Source organism: Kitasatospora sp. NPDC088391 (assembly GCF_044753345.1).
Lineage (GTDB): Bacteria > Actinomycetota > Actinomycetes > Streptomycetales > Streptomycetaceae > Kitasatospora.
In genome coordinates, this window is the sequence record NZ_JBIVNB010000004.1 from 521500 (window position 1) to 542449 (window position 20950).

Below are 20950 nucleotides of genomic sequence, written 5' to 3' on the forward strand. Positions count from 1 at the left end.
CCCGGGTCAGCCCAGCTCGGGCGGGAGCGCGGCCACCGCCAGGGCGACGGCCTCCCCCACGCTCGCCACGGTCGTCCCGGTCGTTTCGGCGGCCGGTTCGGCACGCCTGGCCCGGACCAGGTAGCCGCCGTCGGAGAAGGGCTGGATGGCCGCGCCCACCCGCTCGAAGGGGAAGTCGGTGGTGGTCGAGAACCACAGCAGGTAGTGACTGGTGACCGGGTACAGGCGGCGCAGCTGGGGCTCGGCGAACGCCGCCTCCCACAGCGGCTTCAGGAACTCCGGCCACGGGTGGGCGCTGTGCTCGAAGCGCTGCAGGAGCAAGCGCCACTCCAGTTCCACCGGGCCGAGCGGTGTGCGCTCGTGGACGAAGGCCCAGTCCTCGACGTGCAGGAACGGGGCCGCGCGGTGAGTCGCCGTCAGGTCGGCCCCCGCGAGCCAGGTGGAGGCGGTGCGGACGGCGGCGGTCAGGTCCGGTGCGCCGCCCTGGGCGAGTACCGCCGGGCCGCGGCTCAGTGTCAGGTGCGGGGCGGAGCCGTCCCGGAGCCACCTGAGGTGCGCCCGGCTGCCCGGCCCGGCCGCGTCGGGCGTGGAGTCGGACTCGAACTTGGCCCAGCACCAGGCGAGATCGCTCGGCGCGGGCAGGGCGACCCCGGCCGCGGCGGCGAGGCGGGCCAGTTCGGCCCCCAATTCGGCCGCGCCCGCGTCGCGTTCGGCCTGGGTCTCGTACCTGGGAGCACTCATGCCGCGGAGTGTAGTTCGGGCACCTCCCCGGGCGGGAGGCGGAGCACGGCCCGACGCCCGGACGGTTCACCCGGGCGTCACCTCGCGGCCTTCCGGCGGACGCGTGCGGAGCGGGTGCGGATGGCTGGATGGGCGGTGGCGGAAATCCGTCGATCCGATCAGCAGGAGAGCAGATGATGACCGGCACCGTGTCCGCAGCCCCGTCGCGCCACCGCCACCCGAGCCGCCGGGCCGCGCTCGCCGCCGCGTCCGCCCTCGCCCTCGGCGGCCTGACCGCCGTCGCCGCGCCCGCCACCGCCGCGCCCGCCGATGCCGCCGCTGCCTCCGGGACGGCCGGCAACCGGGCCGCCGCGCTCGCCGCCCGGCCCGGCGACCTGCTGGACGTGACGCTCGATCAGCTGCACCCCACCCAGAGCGCCATCGGCTACGACGAGGTCTACTACAAGCTCGGCCGGTACGCCTCGAACAAGGACCAGCTGAACGGCGGCATCAACAAGCGCTTCGACGACTGGTGCGCCACCAACGGCCAGGGCGCCGTCGCCACCGCCCCCGCCGGCGCCACCCTCGCCGACCCGAACAGCTTCACCTGCACCCTCGCGGTCGGCCAGGAGACCGAGGCCAGCCGCGCCGAGATGAAGACCGTCGTGGTCGGCCCCGGCGGCGAGCTCTACCTGACGGACGGCCACCACACCCTGACCTCCCTGCTGGAGACCGCCGAGGGCGGCCCGCAGCTGCACATCCGGCTGATCGTCCAGGCGAACTACAGCACGCTCTCCAAGGCCGCGTTCTGGCAGGCCATGCAGGAGCACAAGTGGGTGCGCCTGGTCGACGAGAACAGCAACCCCGTCACCGTCGACCAGCTGCCCACCCGCCTCGGCCTGGCGAACTTCCACGACGACCCGTACCGCAGCCTGGTCTACTTCACCCGCGACATCGGCTACACGGTGCCCGACGACGCCGCCGAGTTCCTCGAGTTCCAGTGGGGCGACTGGCTCCGGGCCCAGGGCATCGCGCTGCCCGGCTCCTACGACGCCAAGGACCTCGCCTCCTACCTCGGCGCGGTGCGCACCGCCTCGCAGGCGATGTCGGCCGTCCCCGGCGACACCGTGATCTCCGGCGGCGCGACCGCCGACCAGCTCGGCCGGCTCACCCCCTGGAACGCCGGGAAGAAGCCCACCGGCGGCGAGTTCGGCAAGCTCAGCGTCCCGATCACCGAGGCCAAGCCCGGCAAGCTCGCCTACGCGCTGGACTTCCGCGCCAAGCTCCCCGCCACCCCCGCCTGCACCACCACCGTGACCGGCGCCCACAACGGCCCGCTCACCGTCGCCACCGGCACCACCTGCCTGCTGAACGCCCGGCAGAACGGCCCGATCGTGGTCCGCGCGGGCGCCAACCTGGTGGTCAAGGGCTCCGACGTGAACGGCCCCCTGCAGGCCGTCGGCGCGGGAACCGTGCAGATCTGCGGCACGGTCTTGACCGGCCCGCTCAGCATCGTCAACACCCGCGACCGCCTCACCCTCACCGGCCCCGGCTGCACCCCGAACCGCCTCACCGGCCCGCAGCAACTGGTCGGCAACCCCATCGGCTGACACCCCCCACCCCTCACGGCCACGGCCACGGCCCCGCCCCCCGACCGCACCGCGCCGGTCCGGGGGCGGGGCCGCTCGCCGCCCGGGGACAATCCGATGTCCGGCCGGCGGCATCCGGCCCTACGCTGCGGCCATGGAGTTCTCGTCCGGCTGGAGCACCGGCCCGCTGTTCGACGACCGGGCCCTCGCCGTCGACGTCTCCGGCTTCGTGCCGACGGCGGCCGACGCCCGGCAGGTCGCGGAGATCCTGTTCGGGGCAGGCTGGCGGGTGCGCAAGCAGTCCTGGACCGAGTACGAGGCCGAGCACAGCTACGCCCGGCTCTCGGTGCTCCCGCTGGACCCGGTGGTCTTCACGGGCGAGATCGCGGTCACCGGGATCACCGGACTGATCAGGACCTTCCACCGCGCCGGCCACCGCTGCACCGCCGAACTCCACGACCCGGACAGCGGCGAACTCCTCGCCGAGTACCCGCCTCCTCCGTAACGGGTGTTCCGGGGGCGGGGTTTCCTGTTGCCAGTGGTCATGGAGGGGCTGAATCTCTTGCAAGGGAAGGAAGTTGACGGTCCGTCGGCGGACCGTTCGGCGCGTGGGTGGCGGAATGGTGTAGAAGTGCGGATGCCGTGTGCGCGTGGCGCGCCGTCCGCTCGTCGATCGTGGAGACACCCCTGTGACCCAACCGCCGCCCCAGCACCCTTCGCAGTCGATACCGCAGTACGGCGGTTGGCCGCCCCCGCAGCCTCCGCCGTACCCGCCGGTGCCGCCCGGGGCGGGGCGGAAGTGGTGGCAGCACCCGGTGCTCGCGGTCGGGGCGCTGATCCTGTTCCCGCCCGGGGGCATCGCCCTCACCTGGCTGGGCCGGTGGAACCGGGCCGCGAAGGTGATCGCCACCGTGCTCTCCGCGCTGTGGTTCCTCGCCCCGTTCGCGGGAACCCCGCCGAAGGACCCGGTGCCCGTCGCCGCCGGCGGGACGGCGCAGCCGCCGAACTTCGTGGGACAGAACCTCAAGGACGCCAAGTCCGGTGCGCAGAAGGCCGGTTACGACCCGGTCTCGCACGACGCCACCGAGAAGGACGCCGGGCAGTGGGCCGACGGCAACTGGACGGTGTGCTTCCAGGCCCTGACCGGGAAGAAGACCGGCTCGAAGCCCGTCCTCGACTTCGGGGTGGTCCGGAACGGGGCGCCCTGCCCCGCCGCCGACAACGAGGCGGTCCACGAAGCGAAGATGCCTCGGCTCGTCGGTCAACCCTTCGCCAAGGCCGCCCAGGCACTCGCCCCGCTCTCTCTCCCATCGGTCAAGCCCTCCAGCGCCTACACGAACGTCGCCCTCCCCGCCGCCGTGGACGACTGGACGGTCTGCTTCCAGGACCCGGAGGAGGGCCGCACGATCCCGGACCCGAAGGCCACGGCGGCACGCCTCGCCGTCACCGCCCCCGGCACGCCCTGCCCGGCGACCGAGAACACCGAACTCCCCCCGCCGCCCGCACCCCCGGCCACGACGCCCCCGCCCGCGGAGAACGGCACCGGCACCTCCGGCGGAACCTCCGACGGCGGCTCCGGCGGCGGAGGTTCGACGAGCGGCGGTTCGACCACCGGTGGTGCATCGAGTGGGGGCTCCACCAGTGGCGGTTCCTCGACCGGCGGCTCCGGCGCTGGAGGGACGTCGACCACCGGCGGGGGATCGGACTCCGGTGGGAGCGGCAGTGTCGGAAGCGTCAATCCCGGTGGGTTCTGTTCGACTCCTGGGGCCGTCGGCACGGCGAACGGGAGGACCTACACCTGCAGCGGGGGTCACTGGCGCCGGTAGTCGGCGACGGCAGGGGGACGGGAGGAGAACCGCGCCCAACTCCGTTGCGGGCGGGGCGTTGTGGCGGGCAGAGCCATTCGGCTGTGGGGGACGCGGCGCAGGCAATACGATGCGCGCAAGCGGGCGGGAACCGGAGCCGGAGGGGGAACGGTGGGGCGCGTCTTCGTCGGTTACCACAGGCAGGGCGCCGGGGCCGATGCCTGGTTGTTGCTCAGGAGGCTCGGCGAGCTGTCGGGCGGCGGGGCGGGGCTGGTGGAGACCGCGCCCGTCGCGGGGGAGACGGCCTGGCCGGACCGGTTGCGGGAGGCGCTGGCGGCGGCGGACGTGCTGCTCGCCCTGATCGACCCCGACTGGCTCCGGCAGGTGGGCGATTCCGCGTCCGCTTCCGGTGACGGGCGGGACTGGCTGCGCCAGGAGGTCGAGTACGCGCTGGCGGCGGGCAAGGCGGTGCTGCCGGTGACGGTCCAGGGCGCGAGGATGCCCCCGCCGGGGGCGCTGCCCGCGGCGTTGGCCCCGCTGGCGCGGCTGGAGGCGGTCGAACTGCGCGGCGTCGCGGACCTGAAGAAGGTCGCCGCCCGGCTCGCCGGGGGAGCGTCCCCCGCCCGTCCGGCGAACCCGGTGAGCCTGTACCCCCGTCCGAACCGGGTGGTGCCCGCCGAGTCGGACGCCGCGCAGATCGAGGCGGCCCTGGCCGACTCGCTGCGGCACTGGGAGGTGCGTGGCCGCCGCTTCGACGCGGTCGCGGCCGGCACCGCGCCCGACGACCAGGAACAGATCGGCCTGTACCGCGAGTTCGGCTTCCGGACCTTCCAGGACGCGGTGGCCTTCATGCACGCCGCCGCGCCCGGCTGCGACGTGGCCAACCACCACCCGGACTGGGGGAACGTCTGGAAGACCGTCCGGGTCTTCCTGACCACCTGGGACATCGGCCACCGGATCTCCGAGCGCGACATCGAACTGGCCGAGTACCTGGAACGCGCCTACCGGGACTTCCCGGGCCGCCACCCGCGCGGGTAGCCCCGTCCCCCACCGAGGAGCCGACGTGACCACCGGAGAAATGCCGCTGATGGAGAGCCAGTTGGCCGCCGTCACGAGGAAAGCCTTCCGGCGCGAACTGGAGGAGGGCGGACTGCCCGGCGTGCTCGCCGTCCCCGCCGGGCGGCACGAGCAGGAACAGTTGCTGGAGCGGATCGACCGGCTCCACGAGCAGTCCGCCCGGTTCGGCCGGCGAAGGGTCGAACTGGTCGAGCCGGACGGCACCTTGAGCTACGCGACCGTGACGATCGACGCCGGTCTCGACGAACTCCGGCGGGCCCTGGTCGCCCGGATGACCAGCCGGACCGTCGCCGACGTGGCCACCGAACTGGAGCAGATGCTCGACGACGGCGGCCCCGGCGCCGAGGACGGATCGCTCCGCCGCCTGGTCGGCCGGCTCAAGACGGCCCAGCAGATCAACGACGAGCAGCAGGGCCGGGAGAGCGAGAAGATCCGCCACGACTCCGACCTGATGCGGCTCAAGGCCGACCTGGCGGACCGGCGCCGCGACCGCTGGTTCACCCGGCAGACCATCGCGGCCCTGGTCGGCGCCCTCCTCCTGCTCGGCTTCGGCACCGTCCTCACCGTGACGATGTTCCAGGGCCGCACCCCCTCGGACATCGTCAGCAACGCCTTCCTGCTGATCCTCGGCTTCTTCTTCGGCCAGGGAACCCGCGGCGGCGGCGAAGGCGACTGACCGCCCCCACCGGCGGCGCTGGTCCTGGGCCCCTGGCGGGGACGGGCGTGAAAGTTTCGGGAGGCCGGGGTGGGCGGGGGCCGTGCGCGGAGGGGCGGCGCGGATGCTGGTGGGGCGGGGGAGGGGTGGGCAGGGGCGGGCACGGGGACCGCGGGGTGGGGGAGCCGGGGGTGCGCGGAGGCTGCCGCCGGGGCGGGTCGGGGCGCTAGCATCGGTCGCGGTTCGGTGCGGGAGCGCTCCCACGCTCTGCTGGTCGCATCGTTCCCGGTCAGCCCGCCCCCCACCCGGCGGCCGTCCGTCTCTCCCACCCGAGAGCAACCCCACGGAGGACACCGTGCACACGCCCGACCCCCACCGGCGCCGCCGCGCCGCCGCACTCGCCGTCTCCGCCGCGCTCGCCGCCGGCGGCCTGGTCGTGGCCGCCCAGGGCGGCGCCGGAGCGGCCGTGCAGGGCAGCCTGCCCGCCGACACGCAGTTCTACAAGGACCCGGCCTCGCAGGTGGTCAAGTGGGTCGCCGCCAACCCCGGGGACTCCCGCACCCCGGTGGTCTCCCGGCGGATCGCCAGCCAGCCGCAGGCCGTCTGGTTCGCCAACTACCGCCCTGACAACGTCACTTCGGACGTCCGGACGATCACCTCGGCGGCCGCGCAGGCCGGCCGGGTGCCGGTCGTGGTCGCCTACATGATTCCGAACCGGGACTGCGGCGGCGCCTCCGCCGGCGGCGCCCCCGACCTCGCCTCGTACGACGCCTGGGTGGGCAGGTTCGCCGCGGGGCTTGGCAGTTCGCGGACGGTCGTGGTGCTGGAGCCGGACTCGATCGCCCTCACCACCTGCCTGAACGCCCAGCAGCAGAACGACCGCTTCGCCTCGCTGGCCCGGGCCGTCGGCACCATCCACGCGGCCGCCCCGAACGCCAAGGTCTACCTCGACGGCGGCCACTCGGCCTGGAACACCGCCACCGAGCAGGCCAACCGGCTGCGCGGCGCGGGCGTGCTCAACGCTGACGGCTTCTTCACCAACGTCTCCAACTTCAACACCACCGCCAACGAGACCGCCTTCGCCCGCAACGTGCTGAACGCCCTCGGCAACCCCGGCAACCTGCACGCCGTCGTCGACACCAGCCGCAACGGCAACGGCCCCGCGGGCAGCGTCTGGTGCGACCCGTCCGGCCGGAAGATCGGCAACTACCCCACCGCCGCGACCGGCGACAGCGCGATCGACGCCTACCTGTGGATCAAGCCCCCGGGCGAGGCCGACGGCTGCGCCGCCGCCGCGGGCACCTTCGTGCCGGACATCGCCTACCAGTTGGCCGTCAACGCGGCCGACCCGACGGTGCCGACCCCGAGCCCCACGCCCACGCCCACACCGACGCCCACGCCGAGCCCGAGCCCGACCCCGACGCAGACTCCGACCACCCAGCCCCCGACCACCCAGCCGCCGACGTCGCAGCCGCCGACCGGGAACGCGTCCTGCTCGGTGGCGTACCGGGCCAACTCCTGGGCCGGGGGCTTCACCGCCGACGTCACGGTGAAGAACACCGGCGGCGCGGCGCTCCCCGGCTGGACGGTCGGGTGGACCTACCCCGGCGACCAGAAGGTCACCAGCGCCTGGAACGCCAAGGTGGTGCAGAACGGGGCCGCCGTGACCGCGACCGACCTCGGCTACAACGGCCCGCTCGCACCCGGCGCGTCCACCGCCTTCGGCCTGCAGGCGACCTACGGCTCCAACAACACCGCACCGACCGCCTTCACCGTCAACGGCACCGCCTGCACCACCGGTTGAGCCGCCCTCCCCGGGCCCCGTCGACCCCGTCCGAGAGTCGACGGGGCCCGACGGGGTCGACGGTCAGGAGGCGTCGACCCAGGACGAGGTGAGGGCCTGGACGGCGGAGCCGTCGGTGTCGGCGAGCTTGGTGGCGACGAAGCCGGTGGCCCACTCGGTGGTCTGCAGGCGGAACGGCGGCCGCTCGGCGGTCAGGGCGTGCACGACCGTCGCGGCGGCGTCGGCGGAGCTCTGCGCGTTGTCGAACGAGGCGAGCGTGGTGGCGAGGTACGCCTTCAGGGCCGGCTCGTACGGTCCGGCGGCGGCCAGCAGCGCGGGGACGTCGAGCTGCAGGTTGGCGACGAACTCGCTGGCCACCGCGCCCGGTTCGACGACCGTGACGGTGACGCCGGTGCTCGCCGCGACCGGCGCGAGCGACTCCAGGAAACCCTCGACGGCGAACTTCGACGCGCAGTACGCCTCGTTGAACGGCTGCCCGACCACGCCGCCGACGCTGGAGACGGTGACCACCCGCCCGCCGGAGGCCCGCAGGTGCGGCAGCGCCACCCGGGTCAGGTCGACCACGCCGAGGAAGTTCACCTCCAGCGCCCGCCGGAACAGCTCGGTCCCGGCCAGCTCGACCGTGCCGAGCGCGCCCGCGCCCGCGTTGTTGACCACCGCGTCCAGCCGACCGTACTCCGCGACCACCTCGTCCACGGCGGCGGCGACCGAGGCCGGGTCGGTGACGTCCAACTGCTGCACCCGGACGCGCTCGGCGACGCCGGCGCTCTCGGCGGCCGCCAGCAGCGGGCCGGACTTCGCGGTGTCGCGCAGGGTGGCGACCACCCGGAAGCCCGCCGCGGCGGCGGCCACCGCGGCGGCCAGGCCGATGCCGGACGAGGTGCCGGTGATCAGGACGACGGGTGCGGCGGTGGGTGCGGTGCTCACGTGCTTGGCCTCCGAGGACGCGTGCTCGGCCCGCGCGGGCCGCACCCCGAGCGGGCGGACGCCGGCATGGACCACCGCCGACCCGGCGCCGGCGATGCGCGCAACCCTAGTGCGGCCCGCCCGCCGAAAGCGGATTCTTCGGCCACCCGAAACATTGCAACAGCCCTGTGAACAGCGGACATTGACGGTTCGGTGCCGTCCTCGGGCCGGTCCGGGCCGTCACCGGGCCGTCACCGGGCCCGCTCAGGGGCGCAGTTGGACCGCCGTCACCATCACGTACCCGACCAGCAGCCCGAACAGGCAGACCGCCGTGACGTAACGCGGCGTGAACGGCAGTCCCGCCAGCGCCGGGTAGAGCAGGACGGCCCCGCCCGCGGCCACGTCCGCGAGGTAGAGCCCGTCCGGCGGCACGATGCCGGTGCTGCGGGCCGCCCACCCCGTGGCGATCAGGAACCCCGTCAGCAGGGTGAAGCCGGAGAGCAGCCCCGAGCCGATCGCGCCGAGCGTCGGGTGCGGCTCCGGGTGCGGCTCGCCCGCCGGGACCTCCGGGCGCAGCCGGTGCGCCACCGCGAGCGAACCGACGGCCAGGGCCGTCGCGGCGAGGGCGCCGATCAGGGGGACGGGATTCATCGGCTCCTCCTGGAGAACGCGAAGTGCTGCCCCGCGAGCGCGGCGAGCGCGGCCGGCAGCAGGACGGTGACGATCATGACGGTGGCCCAGACCGACGGTTCGAGCGCGCCGGGCCCGGCCGGGCCGTCCGGTGGTGGCGGCGGGGCGGCGACGACCGCGGTCGCGGTGGTGGCCGACGGCGGGGCGGCAGTGGGGGAGGGGGCCGGTGACGGCGCGCTTGTGGTCGTGGTCGTCGCGGGGGAGGGTTTCCGGCTCGCCGGCGGGTGCGGGGCGGTGGCCGGCGCCGGTGCGGGCGGCGCGCTGTGGGCCGTGGGGGGAGCCGGGGGCGGAGGAAGGGACGGGGTGGGTGTCGGGGACGGGGAGGGGGATGGAGAAGGGGAGGGGATCGAGGAAGGGGACGGGGACGGGGTGGGTGTCGGGAGGGGGCAGGGCCAGGGCGGGTGGTGATGGTGCGGTGGCCAGGGGAACGGCGGGAGGAGGGGGATCGGGGGCAGCGAGGGGAGCGGCGGGGGGAATGCGCCGGAGGCATGGTCCATTGCCCGATCATCGGACCGCCCGGACGGCCGTCGGAAGCCGTTCCGGGGCGGTTCGCACCCAAACCCCACCCGGAGGTGAACCGGCCCGGGCGGGGTGGGAACGTACGGTCGATGACGGGGCGTCAGTTCACCGATCCGGACGGTGCTTCAAGGGCTTCAGGGGCGTCCGTGGCGGTCGCGGCGGTGGCGGTCGCGACCCGTCGGGAGCGGGCATTGCCGGTGAAGGCCGCGAGCAGGGCGACCGCGGCGGCGGCCAGCACCGGCCAGCCGGTGCCGAGCAGCAGGGCCAGCACGGCGGGCGAGCAGACGATCGCGGCCAGCCGGGCCGCCCCGTCCAGGACCCGGACCGCCGAGGTGACGCAGCCGAGGTAGACGGCGAGGAACAGCGCCGTCGGGACGGACACCAGCTGGGAGGTGGTCAGGACGCCGGTGCCGACCAGGGCCACCAGTGGGACGCCGGTCAGCGCGGTGGCCCCGACGATCGCGAACGAGCCGCGCCGGCCGGAGGCCGAACCCGAGGGCAGCAGGGCGTCCAGCAGGGCGGCCGCGCCCGTCAGGTAGGTGTTGGTGGCGGCCAGCGTCAGCACCAGCGCCGCGCCCGCCGCGAGCAGCGCCCCGGGCGCGCCGACCGCGGCCCGCATCAGGTCGGCGAGCGGAACGGAGCCGCCCGCGCCGGGGCCGAGCACGGCGACGGTGGCGGCGGCCAGGGCCAGGCAGAGCAGCGAGGTGACGGCGAAGGCGATCAGCACCACCCGGCGCAGCTGGCGGCGCGGGTCGCGCAGCCGGGTGGTGAGGGAGGCGGCGGCCTCCCAGCCGACGAAGGCGAACATCAGCGGCGGGGCGGCCTGCGCGACGCCCGTCCAGCCGTGCGGCAGGAACGGCGTCCAGTGCGCGGCCCTCGCGGCCGGGGCCGAGCCCAGCACCGCGAACAGCACCAGCGCCACCAGGGCCGAGACCAGGGCCAGTTGGAGGCCCGCGCCGGTGCGCACCCCCAGTAGCCGGACCGCCAGCACCAGGGCCAGCAGCACCAGCGCGGCCCGCACGGCCGTCGCCTCGTCCGCGCCGAGGGCCGCCGCCGCGTAGCTGCCGCCGATCAGGCAGACCACCGGCGCACCCGCCACCACGCCCGCCAGGAAGCACCAGCCGGCGGCCCGCCCCGCCCGGCCGCCGAGCCCGGCGGCGGTGTACCCGGCGACGCCGCCGGTCGAGCCGATCCGGGTGCCGAGCGCGCAGAACACCGCGGCGATCAGGCCGGAGAGGCCGAGCAGCGCCAGCCAGGCGAGCAGCGAGGCCGGGCCCGCGGCGCGGGCGGCCAGGCCCGGGAGCAACAGCAGGCTGGGGCCGAGCAGGGCCCCGATGTAGAGGGCGGAGGCCCCGGCCGTGGACAGGTGGGAGGCGGCGGCGGACGCGGAGCCGGGACGGGGGCGGGACGGTGCTGCGGTGTCGGTCATGAGGTGATCATGGCCCCGAACGCGCGGCATCCGCTGGCGAATTACGCCCCGGAAGCGGCCCGGAACGGCATGTTCCACCAGGATTCGACGGCTAGGGTGCAGAACATGCCGAGCACTCCGTACGACCGCATCGATCGTGCCATCCTGGAGCACCTCCAGCGCCACGGCCGCACCGCCAACGTCGACCTCGCCGAGGCCGTCCGGCTCTCCCCGTCCTCCTGCCTGCGCCGCACGAAGGCACTGGAGGCGGACGGCGTGATCAGCGGCTACCGGGCCGAACTCGACCGGGACGCCGTCGGGTTGGGCCTGACGGTGTTCATCGCGCTGCGGGTCGAGCAGCACTCCCGGGAGACCTCGCGGCACATCGAGGAGAAACTGTGCGCGATCCCCGCCGTGGTCGCCTGCCACGTGGTCTCCGGCGAGGCCGACTTCCTGGTCGAGGTCGCGGTGCCCGACCTCGCCGCCTACGAACAGGTCCTGCTGGACGACATCCTCGCCATCGGCCCGGTCCGCGACGCCCGCTCCACCTTCGCCATCCGCACCATCCGCTCCCGCGGCCCGCTCCCGCTCGACCGCTGGCCCACCGCCGCCCGCGGACGCTAGCAGTCCCCGGCAGCCCCTCCTTGTACCAACTTCGTCCCAGGACGCCCTTGGGCAGGTCAAGCCCGGGGAGCGGCCGGTGCGGCGGTCATTACGATCTCCGGCATGAACGTGCAGCTGCTGACGGGCTGGTTCCCGTGGACGGTCCAATTCGCGGCGGCCGTCGCGCTGCTCGCCGCGATCGGCCGGCGCGAGCGCCGCTGGCGGCTGCGCCGGGCCCCGCTGGCGCTGGCGGCGGCGGCCGCGCTGACCGCCGTGCTCGGCCTGCTGGTGGTCACGGTGGGCGGCGTCACCGATCCGCTGCCGCCCGCCCTCTGGGGCTGGCTGGGCGCCGCGGTGGCGGCGCTCGCCGTGCTGGTGGCCGGGTGGCGCGGGGCGCGCTGGTGGCGCCGGGCGCTCGCCCCGCTGGCGGCGCTGCTCGCGCTGCTGGCCGGCGCCAACGCGCTCAACGCCGCCACCGGGTACTACCCGACCCTGGACGACGCGATCGGGGAGATCGGCGGCGACCCGCTGCCGCAGCAGGTGACGCTGGACCAGCTCGGCTCGCTGACCGGCCGCACCGGCACCGGCCGGATCGTCCAGGTCGACATCCCGGACGCCGCCGGCGGGTTCAGCCCCCGGCAGGAGCTGGTCTACCTGCCCCCGGCCTGGTTCCGCAGCAAGGCCCGGCCCAAGCTGCCGGTGCTGGAGATGATCGGCGGCGAGTTCTCGTCCCCCGACAACTGGGTGCGGGCCGGCAACGCCGTGCGGACCGCCGACGCGTACGCCGCCGGGCACGGCGGCTTCGCCCCGGTGCTGGTCTTCGCCGACGCCACCGGCGGGTTCCGGGTGGACACCGAATGCGTGAACGGCCCGAACGGGCGGGCCGAGGACCACCTGGTGAAGGACGTCCCGAAGTACGTCGAGAAGACCTTCGGCACGGCCGCCGACCCGCACAAGTGGGGCGTGGTCGGCTGGTCGATGGGCGGCACCTGCGCGGTCGACCTGGTGGTCGAACACCCCGACGTGTTCAGCCACTTCGAGGACATCTCCGGCGACATCGGCCCCAACACCGGGGACCGGCAGCAGACCATCGACAAGCTGTACGGCGGCGACGCCGCGGCCTGGGCGGCGCACGACCCGCTGACGGTGCTGGCGCACCACGCCGCCTACCGGAACGCCTCCGGCTGGTTCGAGATCGGCGACCAGGAGGCCCCCCACGTCGCCCAGGCCCGGCAGTTGGACGCGGCCGCCCGCAAGGCCGGTTTCAAGAGCCGGGTGGTGGTGCAACCCGGCCGGCACGTCTGGCAGTTCGCCGCGGGCGCGTTCGCGGAGGCGATGCCCTGGCTGGCCCAGCAGCTCGGCACCCCCGGCCCGCACCCGGGCACGGCCGCGCAGCCGCCCGCGAAGCAGGGGTAGGGGCCGCCCGTCGGCCGGGGGTGGGGGAGACTGGGCGCGCCGTCCGGCAGCGGGTCGGGCGCGGAGCGGAGGAGCGGACTGTGGCCGAACCCTTGATCGCGGCGGTGGGCGGGCGGAAGCCGCAGGTCGACCCGAGTGCGTTCGTGGCACCCGGGGCGGTGGTGGTCGGCGAGGTGGTGGTCGGCCCCGGGGCGAGCGTCTGGTACGGCGCGGTGCTGCGCGGGGACGCCGAGCGGATCGTGGTCGGCGCGCTGACCAACATCCAGGACAACTGCACCGTGCACGCCGACCCGTCGTTCCCCGCCGTCCTCGGCGAGCGGATCTCGGTCGGCCACAACGCCGTCCTGCACGGCTGCACCGTCGAGGACGACGTGCTGATCGGGATGAGCGCCACCGTCCTCAACGGGGCCCGGATCGGCGCGGGTTCGCTGGTCGCGGCCGGCGCGGTCGTCCCGCAGGGCATGCAGGTGCCGCCCGGCTCGCTGGTGGCCGGGGTGCCCGCCAAGGTCAAGCGCGAACTCAGCGCGGAGGAGCGGGCCGGCATCCGGGCCAACGGCGAGGGCTACCAGCTCCTCGCCGCCGCTCACGCCCAGGACGTGCCGGGAGCCGGGCGGGGGTGACGGCGAGGGGGTGACGGCGGGGAGATGACGGCGGGGCGGGCGCCGGCGGGGCGGGGACCGGCCGCGGTCAGGAGACGAAGCCGATGACGCCGAAGCCGGGGCGCTGCTCGACCTGGCGCAGCCAGCCGATCACGTCGGAGACGGCGTCGGCCACGTCGGGCTCCAACTCCGGCGCGCGGCCCTCGCGTTCGGCCTGCTCGAACTGGGCCAGCGCGGCCAGGCAGGCCCGGTTCGTCCACTCGCCGCCGCCCGGGTAGTCGTAACCCCGGGGCACGCCCGCGGGCAGGCCGAAGCCGTAGCCGAACTCCGCCACCGAGACCTCGGTGACCCCCAGCGCCTTCAGCCCCTCGTCGACGGCGTCCAGCCAGGCGCCGCGGAACGGGGAGAAGTTGGAGTTGTTCAGGAACCGGCCGGTCGACCGGCACAGGCGCATGTAGGCGTAGCCGTACTGGAACGCGTAGTCGCGCTCCTCCGCGTACGGCCCGCCGTGCACCACCGCGCGCAGCGCGTCGGCGGCGGTGGGCGCGCCGTTGCCGATCTCGTGCGAGAACCAGTCGTCCGACTCGGCCAGGTCGCGGCCGAAGTGCTCGGTGAGACGCCGGAGCAACTCCTCGTCGCCGGAGCCGACGAGCGCACGGGTGGCCAGGGGGTCGAGCAGGAAGACGCTGAGGGAAGAACTCATGCGCCCACCCTAGGGGCCGACACGGACACCGGGCGGAGGCGGTGGCGGTGGTGGTGCAGCCGGGAGCACGTACTGCGGGGCCGCTCCCGGCCGGAGGCCGGGGACTGCGGTGCCGGGGCGGGAGTTCGAAGGCTGGTTCCGTGGTGGTGGCGGACGCCGGGCGGCGGCCGAGGGCATCTGCCGACGGGCTTCTCCTGGTGGAGGGTCGGGGCGGCTGCGGCGCCGCGTCGGGGGTTCGAAGGCCGGTTCCGGAGGTGGTCGCGGACACCGGGCGGGGGCGGGGCTGCTTGGATGGGAAGGGTGTCAGGGACGACGGGGGAGGGCGCGGTGGCGGAGCCGGGCGGCGGTGGGGCGGGTCGGGTCGTGGTCCTCGTCAACGGCATGCCGGCGGCCGGGAAGACGACGCTCGCCAGGGCGTTGGGCCGCCGCTTGGGGCTGCCGCTGTTCAGCAAGGACGCCATCAAGGAGGCGCACGCCGGGGTCCTCGGCGCGCAGCCGCCGGACGGGCGGCCGCAGCGGGAGTGGAACCGGCAGCTCGGCGCGGCCGCGAGCGCCGCGATGTGGGCGCTGCTCGCCGACGCGCCCGGTGGCGCGGTGCTCGACTCGACCTGGCCGGCCGCCGAGACCTGGGAGTACGTCCGCGGCGGGCTGCTGGAGGCCGGGGTCGACCGGCCGCTGCAGATCTGGTGCGAGGTCCCGGTCGAGGTCGCCCGGCGGCGCCACGAACTCCGGCACCCGACCCGGCACCCGCTGCACGGCGCGTCGCCCGACGTCGAGGAGTGGTACGGGCGTTGGGCCCGGGCGACCCCGCTCCCGCTGGCCCGGACCCGGCGGGTCGACACCGCGCGCCCCGTCGACCTGGACGCCCTCGCGGAGTGGTGCCGGCGGACCGCCGCCCTCCCGTCCGACCCCGCCGGGAGCGGCTTCGGACGGTGACGAACCTTCATGCCGCCTCCTGACATGGCCATGTGACGGTCATGCAATCTTCACGGCTTGGTATCTACCCGCATAGACCGGGGGCTGCCAGTCTGGCTCGCGCACCGCCGACACGTCCTTCCGACAGGTTTCTCCGCCGAGCCCAGGAGCGTCCCGTGCCGAATCGTTCCCTCCGCCGTTTCGCCGCCGTCGCCGCCACCTCCCTCCTCGCCCTCGGAGCCGTCACCGCGAGCACCGGCACCGCCCAGGCCGCGCTTCCCACCCCGGTCTCCGCCGCCACCGCCCGGGGCTACCTGGCCCAGTTGACCGTCAAGGCCGAGAACCGCACCGGCTACGACCGCTCCCTGTTCCCGCACTGGATCACCGTCTCCGGCACCTGCAACACCCGCGAGACCGTCCTCAAGCGCGACGGCTCCGGCGTGGTGACCGACGCCAACTGCGCCGCCACCTCCGGCAGTTGGTACTCCCCGTACGACGGGGCGACCTGGCACGCCGCCTCCGACCTCGACATCGACCACCTGGTCCCGCTCGCCGAGGCCTGGGACTCCGGCGCCTCCGCCTGGACCACCGTCCAGCGCCAGGCGTTCGCCAACGACCTGACCCGCCCCCAGTTGATCGCCGTCACCGACAGCGTCAACCAGGCCAAGGGCGACAAGGACCCGGCCGAGTGGCTGCCCTCGGTCACCGGCTACCGCTGCACGTACGTCCGCGCCTGGGTGCAGGTGAAGTACTACTACAACCTGTCCGTGGACAGCGCCGAGAAGACCGCGCTCACCAACGTCCTCAACGGCTGCTGACCGCACCGCCGTTCGAAAGGCGTACGGGGGCAGGGCCCGCCGCGCGGACCGTGGACGCCGAGTCCCGGGCGCCGGCGGGCCCCGCCGTTCCCAAAGGCTTTCGGGCGCAAGGCCGTTCGACCCGGAATGTCCGTGCGGGGCTGCTGTGCGGGCGGTTTGGACCGTTTGAGTACATGTATGCCCGAAATGCCTGATCGGCGCGTCTACATCCTGGTCAACGCCCCGCTGCGGCATCCTTGCTGACGGAACAGCGGACGGCTGGGCATGGGCGGAGGGCGGACGAATGGACAGGCGGAGCTTCCACTCGACGGGGGTCGCGGACCGGGCCGGGCTGTTCACGGCCACGGCGGGCGGGCGGGCCTACGCGGCCCCGGGCCACGCGGGAACCGGGCACATGGCGGGCGGCCACGCGGGCGGGCCCGCGGCCGCGGCGTACGGGGCCCAGGGCTACCCGGCACCGGCCTACATGGTGCCCGCCTACGGTGCGCCGGCCTACGGCGCCCAGGCGTACGGGGGCCAGACGTACGCGGGCCAGGGCTACGCCGAACCGGCCTACATGGTGCCCGCCTACCCGGCGGCGGCCTACCCGCCGCCGCCGGCGTACGTGGTCTCGCCGCGCGCGGCCTCGTACGGCGGGGTGCTCTCGGACGGCCTGGCCGTGCCGTGGACGCTGAAGCTGATCGCCGCCGGGGACCTGAACGTCTGCTACGCGGAGTGCGGCCCCGTCGACGGCCCGGTGGTGATCTGCCTGCACGGCTGGCCCTACGACATCCACAGCTACGCCGAGGCGGCCCCGCTGCTGGCGGCGCGCGGCTACCGGGTCCTGGTGCCCTACCTGCGCGGCCACGGCCGCACCCGGTTCCGCTCCGAGCACACCCCCCGCAACGCCCAGCAGGCCGCCGTCGCCCAGGACCTGGTCGCCCTGCTGGACGCGCTCGGGATCAGCAGCGCCCTGCTGGCCGGGTTCGACTGGGGCGCCCGGACGGCCGCGATCGTCGCCGCGCTGCGGCCCGACCGGGTCAAGGCCCTGGTGGCCATCGGCGGCTACCTGATCACCGACGTCCAGGGGCAGGCCGACCCGCTGGACGCGGAGGCCGAGCACGCCCTCTGGTACCAGTACTACTTCGCCACCGAACGCGGCCGCCGCGCGCTGCTCGACCGCCGGCTCCGCCGCGACCTGTGCCGGGTGGTGTGGCAGACGGTCTCGCCGACCTGGCAGTTCGAGGAAGAGGTCTTCGACCGCAGCGCCGCCGCCTTCGACAACCCCGACTACCCCGAGATCGTGGTCCAGCACTACCGCTGGCGGCTGGGCCTGGCCGGCGGCGAGCGCCGCTACGACGCCGACGAGCGCCGACTGGCCGGCCGCCCCGTGATCACCGTGCCCACCGTGGTGCTCGAACCCGCCCTCGACCCGTTCACCGCGCCCGGCCGCGGCCGCGGCTACCGGGACCGCTTCGTCGGGCCCTACCTGCACCGCACCATCGACGGGATCGGCCAGAACCTCCCGCAGGAGGCGCCCGGCGAGTTCGTCCGGGCGGTGCTCGACGCCGACCGGTACTGAGAAGTCATCTCATTTGGGGGGTCGGCGTGTGCGGATAAGGGTGGCGGCGATGCCGGCGAATGCGGCGAAGTGGTCGGCCTTGCGTTCGTGGCGACGGTGCAGTCGGCGAAAGGCGCCGAACCGGGCCACGGTGCGTTCGATCACCCAGCGGTGCCGGTCGAGGCGCCGGGAGGAGTCGCCGCCTCGGCGGGCGATGCGGGCTGGGATCTGTCGTCGTCGCAGGGAGGAGCGGGTGAAGCGGTGATCGTGGGCTTTGTCGGCGTGCAGCTTGCCGGGCCTGCGGCGCCCGGGTCCGCGGCGGGAGCGGACCGGCGGGATGGCCTCGACGAGCAGGACCGGGGCCTGGCTGTCGTGGACGTTGGCCCCGCAGACCGCGAGCGACAGGGGTAGGCCGGCGCGTTCGGTGAGCAGGTGGATCTTCGACCCGAACTTGCCCCGATCGACAGGATTCGGACCCGTCGGATCCCCCTTGTACGTGGCCCGCATGTCCACCAAGTCCACCGCGCACCTCGACCAGTCCGACTCGCCCCGCGCGCCGAGCTCGTCCAGGACGACGCGGTGGAGCTCGGCCCGCACCCCGGCCCTGCTCCACTCGGTGAAGCGCCGGTGCGCGGTCGGCCCGGACGGCCCGAAACATGTGCAACGACACCTTCGTGCAGCTCTGCCGCTCGGCCCATGTGAGGGTTGCTGATCGGGGAGTCCCGCGACAACTCACCCTATTGTCATGGCCGTTGTAAGGTGTGGCCGTGAGCGGACGACGGAGCCTCGCCGATGGTCGGTACGTGCTGGAGCCCGAGCCGATCGGTACGGGCGGGATGGGCACCGTCTGGCGGGGATACGACCAGAGGCTGCACCGCCCGGTTGCGCTGAAGGCGCTCCATCTGCCGGATGGCTTCAACACCGAGGAGCAGGCCAGGCTGCGGTCGCGCGCGATGCGCGAAGCCAGGGCGATCGCCCGCCTGGAGCACCCCGGCATCGTGGCCGTGTACGACGTCCTGGAGGAGGACGGGCAGCCGTGGATCGTCATGCGTTTCATCACCGGGCGCTCCCTCGCCCAGGAAGTCAAGGCCAACGGACCGCTGAGTCGGCAACAGGCCGCCGAAGTCGGTGGACAGTTGCTCGACGCACTGTCGGCAGCGCACGCCGAGGGTGTCCTGCATCTCGACGTCAAGCCGCAGAACGTGCTGCTCAACGACAGTGGCCGACCGGTGCTCACCGACTTCGGGATCGCAGCGGTCGCCGATGCCACCGCACCCCGGACGAAGGCGCTGCTCGGCACCGTCGGCTATGTGGCCCCGGAGCGGCTGGCCGGGGCCGAGCCGGGGCCGGCCGCGGATCTGTGGTCTCTGGGCGCCACGCTCTACTTCGCCGTCGAGGGCCGGCCGGCCTACGCGGGCGACCATGTGGCGGCCGTGCTCGCGGCTGTCATGACGCGTGACCCCGAGCCGATGACCCGCGCGGGAGCGTTGACACCGACGATCAACGGCCTGCTGAACCGCGATCCCGGCCTGCGCCTCGACGCGGCCGGTGCCGCCGCCGCACTGCGAGCCGCCGCAGCCGAGACCGTGCCCCTTGAGGATCCGCCGCGGACGGAAGCGCTGCCCACCGAAGTGCTTGCCCCGCCGAGCAGGTCGATCTTCAGGCGCAGGGCAGTCGTGGCGGTGGCGGCGCCCCTCCTGCTCGCGGCGGTCGTCGGCTTCCCGTACCTGCTCACGCAGACCCGCGGAGACGGTGGGTGGAAGGCGGGCCCCGCAGTGTCCCCGAGCGCGACTCCTGCTGCTCCCAGCGCCACCCCGACCCCGAGCCCGAGCCCGAGCCCGACGCCGAGCCCGACGCCGAGCCCGACGCCGACTGTGCGGTTCCAGAGCATCCCGGCGATCTGCGACAAGGTGGGGAGCCGGGCAAGCTCGATCGTTCCCGATATGGATTCCGGCAAGGAAGAACCTGCGGCGATCGGCGTCGCCAATTTGGCCAGTAACGAGTCGCGCGAATGCCAGTGGTCCACGCCGGGCTACTGGTTCGACCGTCCTTGGGCCGCCGGCGTGTACGTTACGACATTCCGATTCTCGTCGAGCGCCTACGGATCGGCCGCCTTCGAGGAGGAGCGCAACTCCCACTACGAGCACGCTCCGCGACTGCCCGACTTCGCCGACGAGTTGTGCGTGTTCAATCCGACGGGCAAGGACTTCGGGTACGTCCACGTGATGTTCCGCGTCGACAACCTCCTCGTGCAGGTGGTCTACGAGATGGTGACTCAGGGGTCGCCCTCGCCCGCCCTGGCAAAGCCACGCGGCATGGACATGGCCAAATATGTCCACGAGATGCTGACCGCCGCCCCTTAGAAGTCATCTCATTTGGAAAGTCGGCGGTAGCAGATGACGGCTGCGGCGATGCGGGCGGTGATCTGACGTCGCCGCAGGTAGGTGCGGATGAAGCGGTGATCGTAGGCCTTGTCGCCGTGCAGCTTGCCGGGCCTGCGCCGACGGGGACCGCGCCTGGAGCGGATCGGCGGGATGACTTCGGTGAGCGGGATCAGGGCCTGGCTGTCGTGGACGTCGGCGCCAGAGATCGCGAGCGGCAGGGGCGGGCCGGTACGTTCGGTGAGCAAGTGGATCTTCGAGCCGTACTTGCCCCGATCCACAGGATTCGGACCCGTCGGCTCCCTCTTTCCGGGGCGCGCATGTTGACCGGGTCGACCGCGCAGCGGGACCGGTCCAGCTCGCCGCGGGAGCCGAGTTCGTCCAGGAGGACCTGATGGAGCTTGGCCCGCACCCGGCCTTGCTCCACTCGGTGAAGCGCCGGTGGGCCGTCGGGCCTGACGGGCCGAAGCGCGGTGGCACCTGGGCCCGGGTGCACCCCGACGTCGCAACGAACACGATCGCAGCCAGAACCTCGCGGTCCCCGTGTCGCCGCCGGCCACCGCCCTGCGGACGTGTCGGCTCGGGCGGCACCACCAACTGGAACAGCTCCCACCACTCATCCGGCACCAGCCGCTCCACGAGCATCACACCCGCGGCCTGCCCATTTCATCCAAATGAGATGACTTCCGAAGAGGGGCGGCGATGGGCCCCGCTTCACCGGATGAAGGGCTGACGAACAGTCAGGACGCCCCCTGGACAGGGCGTTACCGATGGGTAAGTCTCCTGTGACGTGACCGAATCC

General features: G+C 74.1%; 18 protein-coding genes and 2 pseudogenes. 13 read left to right on the top strand and 7 right to left on the bottom strand.

All coding sequences use genetic code 11. From position 1 onward, the window contains the following. Positions 1 to 6 precede the first annotated feature (6 nt). The gene (locus ACIQBJ_RS15515) at positions 7 to 741 is read right to left on the bottom strand and encodes a DUF6193 family natural product biosynthesis protein (RefSeq protein ID WP_400709171.1); all 735 of its coding nucleotides are present in this window, start codon (positions 739 to 741) and stop codon (positions 7 to 9) included. A 173-nt stretch (positions 742 to 914) separates the two neighbouring features. Here ACIQBJ_RS15515 and ACIQBJ_RS15520 point away from each other — a divergent pair, with 173 nt between their 5' ends. The 6 genes from ACIQBJ_RS15520 (at position 915) to ACIQBJ_RS15545 (ending at position 7650) form a co-directional block, all read left to right on the top strand. Then, positions 915 to 2330 (top strand): ParB/Srx family N-terminal domain-containing protein, encoded by a 1416-nt coding sequence (locus ACIQBJ_RS15520; protein WP_400709174.1) that lies wholly within the window; start codon positions 915 to 917, stop codon positions 2328 to 2330. Positions 2331 to 2463: 133 nt separating this feature from the next. After that, a complete protein-coding gene (locus ACIQBJ_RS15525) occupies positions 2464 to 2814 on the top strand; it encodes a hypothetical protein (RefSeq protein ID WP_400709177.1) in 351 nt (116 codons plus the stop codon). Positions 2815 to 2998: 184 nt separating this feature from the next. Continuing rightward, positions 2999 to 4135: a hypothetical protein gene (locus tag ACIQBJ_RS15530; RefSeq protein WP_400709180.1), complete on the top strand. Its 1137-nt coding sequence runs from the start codon at positions 2999 to 3001 to the stop codon at positions 4133 to 4135. A 204-nt stretch (positions 4136 to 4339) separates the two neighbouring features. Next, positions 4340 to 5152 (top strand): 4a-hydroxytetrahydrobiopterin dehydratase, encoded by an 813-nt coding sequence (locus tag ACIQBJ_RS15535; RefSeq protein WP_400709183.1) that lies wholly within the window; start codon positions 4340 to 4342, stop codon positions 5150 to 5152. Between the two features lie 25 nt (positions 5153 to 5177). Then, positions 5178 to 5867, top strand: coding sequence for a hypothetical protein (locus tag ACIQBJ_RS15540; protein WP_400709186.1), 690 nt, complete (start codon positions 5178 to 5180; stop codon positions 5865 to 5867). 334 nt (positions 5868 to 6201) lie between these two features. After that, positions 6202 to 7650 carry a glycoside hydrolase family 6 protein gene (locus tag ACIQBJ_RS15545; RefSeq protein ID WP_400709189.1) on the top strand — a complete coding sequence of 483 codons (1449 nt, stop codon included), beginning with the start codon at positions 6202 to 6204 and terminating at the stop codon, positions 7648 to 7650. Between the two features lie 63 nt (positions 7651 to 7713). On the opposite strand, the gene ACIQBJ_RS15550 is transcribed toward ACIQBJ_RS15545, so the two are convergent. The 3 genes from ACIQBJ_RS15550 to ACIQBJ_RS15560 form a co-directional block, all read right to left on the bottom strand. Beyond that, the gene (locus tag ACIQBJ_RS15550; RefSeq protein ID WP_400709192.1) at positions 7714 to 8577 is read right to left on the bottom strand and encodes an SDR family NAD(P)-dependent oxidoreductase; all 864 of its coding nucleotides are present in this window, start codon (positions 8575 to 8577) and stop codon (positions 7714 to 7716) included. Between the two features lie 243 nt (positions 8578 to 8820). Further along, positions 8821 to 9207: a hypothetical protein gene (locus ACIQBJ_RS15555; protein WP_400709195.1), complete on the bottom strand. Its 387-nt coding sequence runs from the start codon at positions 9205 to 9207 to the stop codon at positions 8821 to 8823. 658 nt (positions 9208 to 9865) lie between these two features. Then, a complete protein-coding gene (locus tag ACIQBJ_RS15560; protein ID WP_400709198.1) occupies positions 9866 to 11194 on the bottom strand; it encodes an amino acid permease in 1329 nt (442 codons plus the stop codon). Between the two features lie 105 nt (positions 11195 to 11299). Between ACIQBJ_RS15560 and ACIQBJ_RS15565 the strand changes: the two genes are divergently transcribed. The 3 genes from ACIQBJ_RS15565 (at position 11300) to ACIQBJ_RS15575 (ending at position 13812) form a co-directional block, all read left to right on the top strand. After that, positions 11300 to 11797 (top strand): Lrp/AsnC family transcriptional regulator, encoded by a 498-nt coding sequence (locus tag ACIQBJ_RS15565; protein WP_400709201.1) that lies wholly within the window; start codon positions 11300 to 11302, stop codon positions 11795 to 11797. A gap of 102 nt (positions 11798 to 11899) precedes the next feature. Beyond that, positions 11900 to 13192: an alpha/beta hydrolase gene (locus tag ACIQBJ_RS15570; RefSeq protein WP_400709204.1), complete on the top strand. Its 1293-nt coding sequence runs from the start codon at positions 11900 to 11902 to the stop codon at positions 13190 to 13192. A gap of 80 nt (positions 13193 to 13272) precedes the next feature. Beyond that, positions 13273 to 13812, top strand: coding sequence for a gamma carbonic anhydrase family protein (locus tag ACIQBJ_RS15575; RefSeq protein ID WP_400709207.1), 540 nt, complete (start codon positions 13273 to 13275; stop codon positions 13810 to 13812). 67 nt (positions 13813 to 13879) lie between these two features. Here ACIQBJ_RS15575 and ACIQBJ_RS15580 read toward each other — a convergent pair whose 3' ends face one another. Next, positions 13880 to 14494 (bottom strand): hypothetical protein, encoded by a 615-nt coding sequence (locus ACIQBJ_RS15580; protein WP_400709209.1) that lies wholly within the window; start codon positions 14492 to 14494, stop codon positions 13880 to 13882. 300 nt (positions 14495 to 14794) lie between these two features. On the opposite strand from ACIQBJ_RS15580, the gene ACIQBJ_RS15585 reads away from it, so the two are divergent. The 3 genes from ACIQBJ_RS15585 (at position 14795) to ACIQBJ_RS15595 (ending at position 17788) form a co-directional block, all read left to right on the top strand. Next, positions 14795 to 15430, top strand: coding sequence for an AAA family ATPase (locus ACIQBJ_RS15585; protein WP_400709212.1), 636 nt, complete (start codon positions 14795 to 14797; stop codon positions 15428 to 15430). Between the two features lie 155 nt (positions 15431 to 15585). Next, positions 15586 to 16227: an HNH endonuclease family protein gene (locus ACIQBJ_RS15590; protein WP_400709215.1), complete on the top strand. Its 642-nt coding sequence runs from the start codon at positions 15586 to 15588 to the stop codon at positions 16225 to 16227. 283 nt (positions 16228 to 16510) lie between these two features. Then, entirely contained in the window at positions 16511 to 17788 is a 1278-nt protein-coding gene (locus ACIQBJ_RS15595; RefSeq protein WP_400709218.1) for an alpha/beta fold hydrolase, read from the top strand. A 9-nt stretch (positions 17789 to 17797) separates the two neighbouring features. Here ACIQBJ_RS15595 and ACIQBJ_RS15600 read toward each other — a convergent pair. Further along, positions 17798 to 18421, bottom strand: a pseudogene (locus ACIQBJ_RS15600) (IS5 family transposase); the annotation flags it as partial. 149 nt (positions 18422 to 18570) lie between these two features. Here ACIQBJ_RS15600 and ACIQBJ_RS15605 point away from each other — a divergent pair. Further along, positions 18571 to 20130: a serine/threonine-protein kinase gene (locus ACIQBJ_RS15605; RefSeq protein ID WP_400709221.1), complete on the top strand. Its 1560-nt coding sequence runs from the start codon at positions 18571 to 18573 to the stop codon at positions 20128 to 20130. 44 nt (positions 20131 to 20174) lie between these two features. On the opposite strand, the pseudogene ACIQBJ_RS15610 reads toward ACIQBJ_RS15605, so the two are convergent. After that, a pseudogene (locus ACIQBJ_RS15610) lies at positions 20175 to 20793 on the bottom strand (IS5 family transposase); the annotation flags it as partial. Positions 20794 to 20950 lie beyond the last annotated feature (157 nt).

Bases quoted from the DNA above. Each gene is read 5' to 3' on its own strand.
- ACIQBJ_RS15515 (WP_400709171.1), bottom strand. From the start codon at position 741: ATGAGTGCTCCCAGGTACGAGACCCAGGCCGAACGCGACGCGGGCGCG.
- ACIQBJ_RS15520 (WP_400709174.1), top strand. From the start codon at position 915: ATGATGACCGGCACCGTGTCCGCAGCCCCGTCGCGCCACCGCCACCCG.
- ACIQBJ_RS15525 (WP_400709177.1), top strand. From the start codon at position 2,464: ATGGAGTTCTCGTCCGGCTGGAGCACCGGCCCGCTGTTCGACGACCGG.
- ACIQBJ_RS15555 (WP_400709195.1), bottom strand. From the start codon at position 9,207: ATGAATCCCGTCCCCCTGATCGGCGCCCTCGCCGCGACGGCCCTGGCC.
- ACIQBJ_RS15560 (WP_400709198.1), bottom strand. From the start codon at position 11,194: ATGACCGACACCGCAGCACCGTCCCGCCCCCGTCCCGGCTCCGCGTCC.
- ACIQBJ_RS15565 (WP_400709201.1), top strand. From the start codon at position 11,300: ATGCCGAGCACTCCGTACGACCGCATCGATCGTGCCATCCTGGAGCAC.
- ACIQBJ_RS15570 (WP_400709204.1), top strand. From the start codon at position 11,900: ATGAACGTGCAGCTGCTGACGGGCTGGTTCCCGTGGACGGTCCAATTC.
- ACIQBJ_RS15580 (WP_400709209.1), bottom strand. From the start codon at position 14,494: ATGAGTTCTTCCCTCAGCGTCTTCCTGCTCGACCCCCTGGCCACCCGT.
- ACIQBJ_RS15595 (WP_400709218.1), top strand. From the start codon at position 16,511: ATGGACAGGCGGAGCTTCCACTCGACGGGGGTCGCGGACCGGGCCGGG.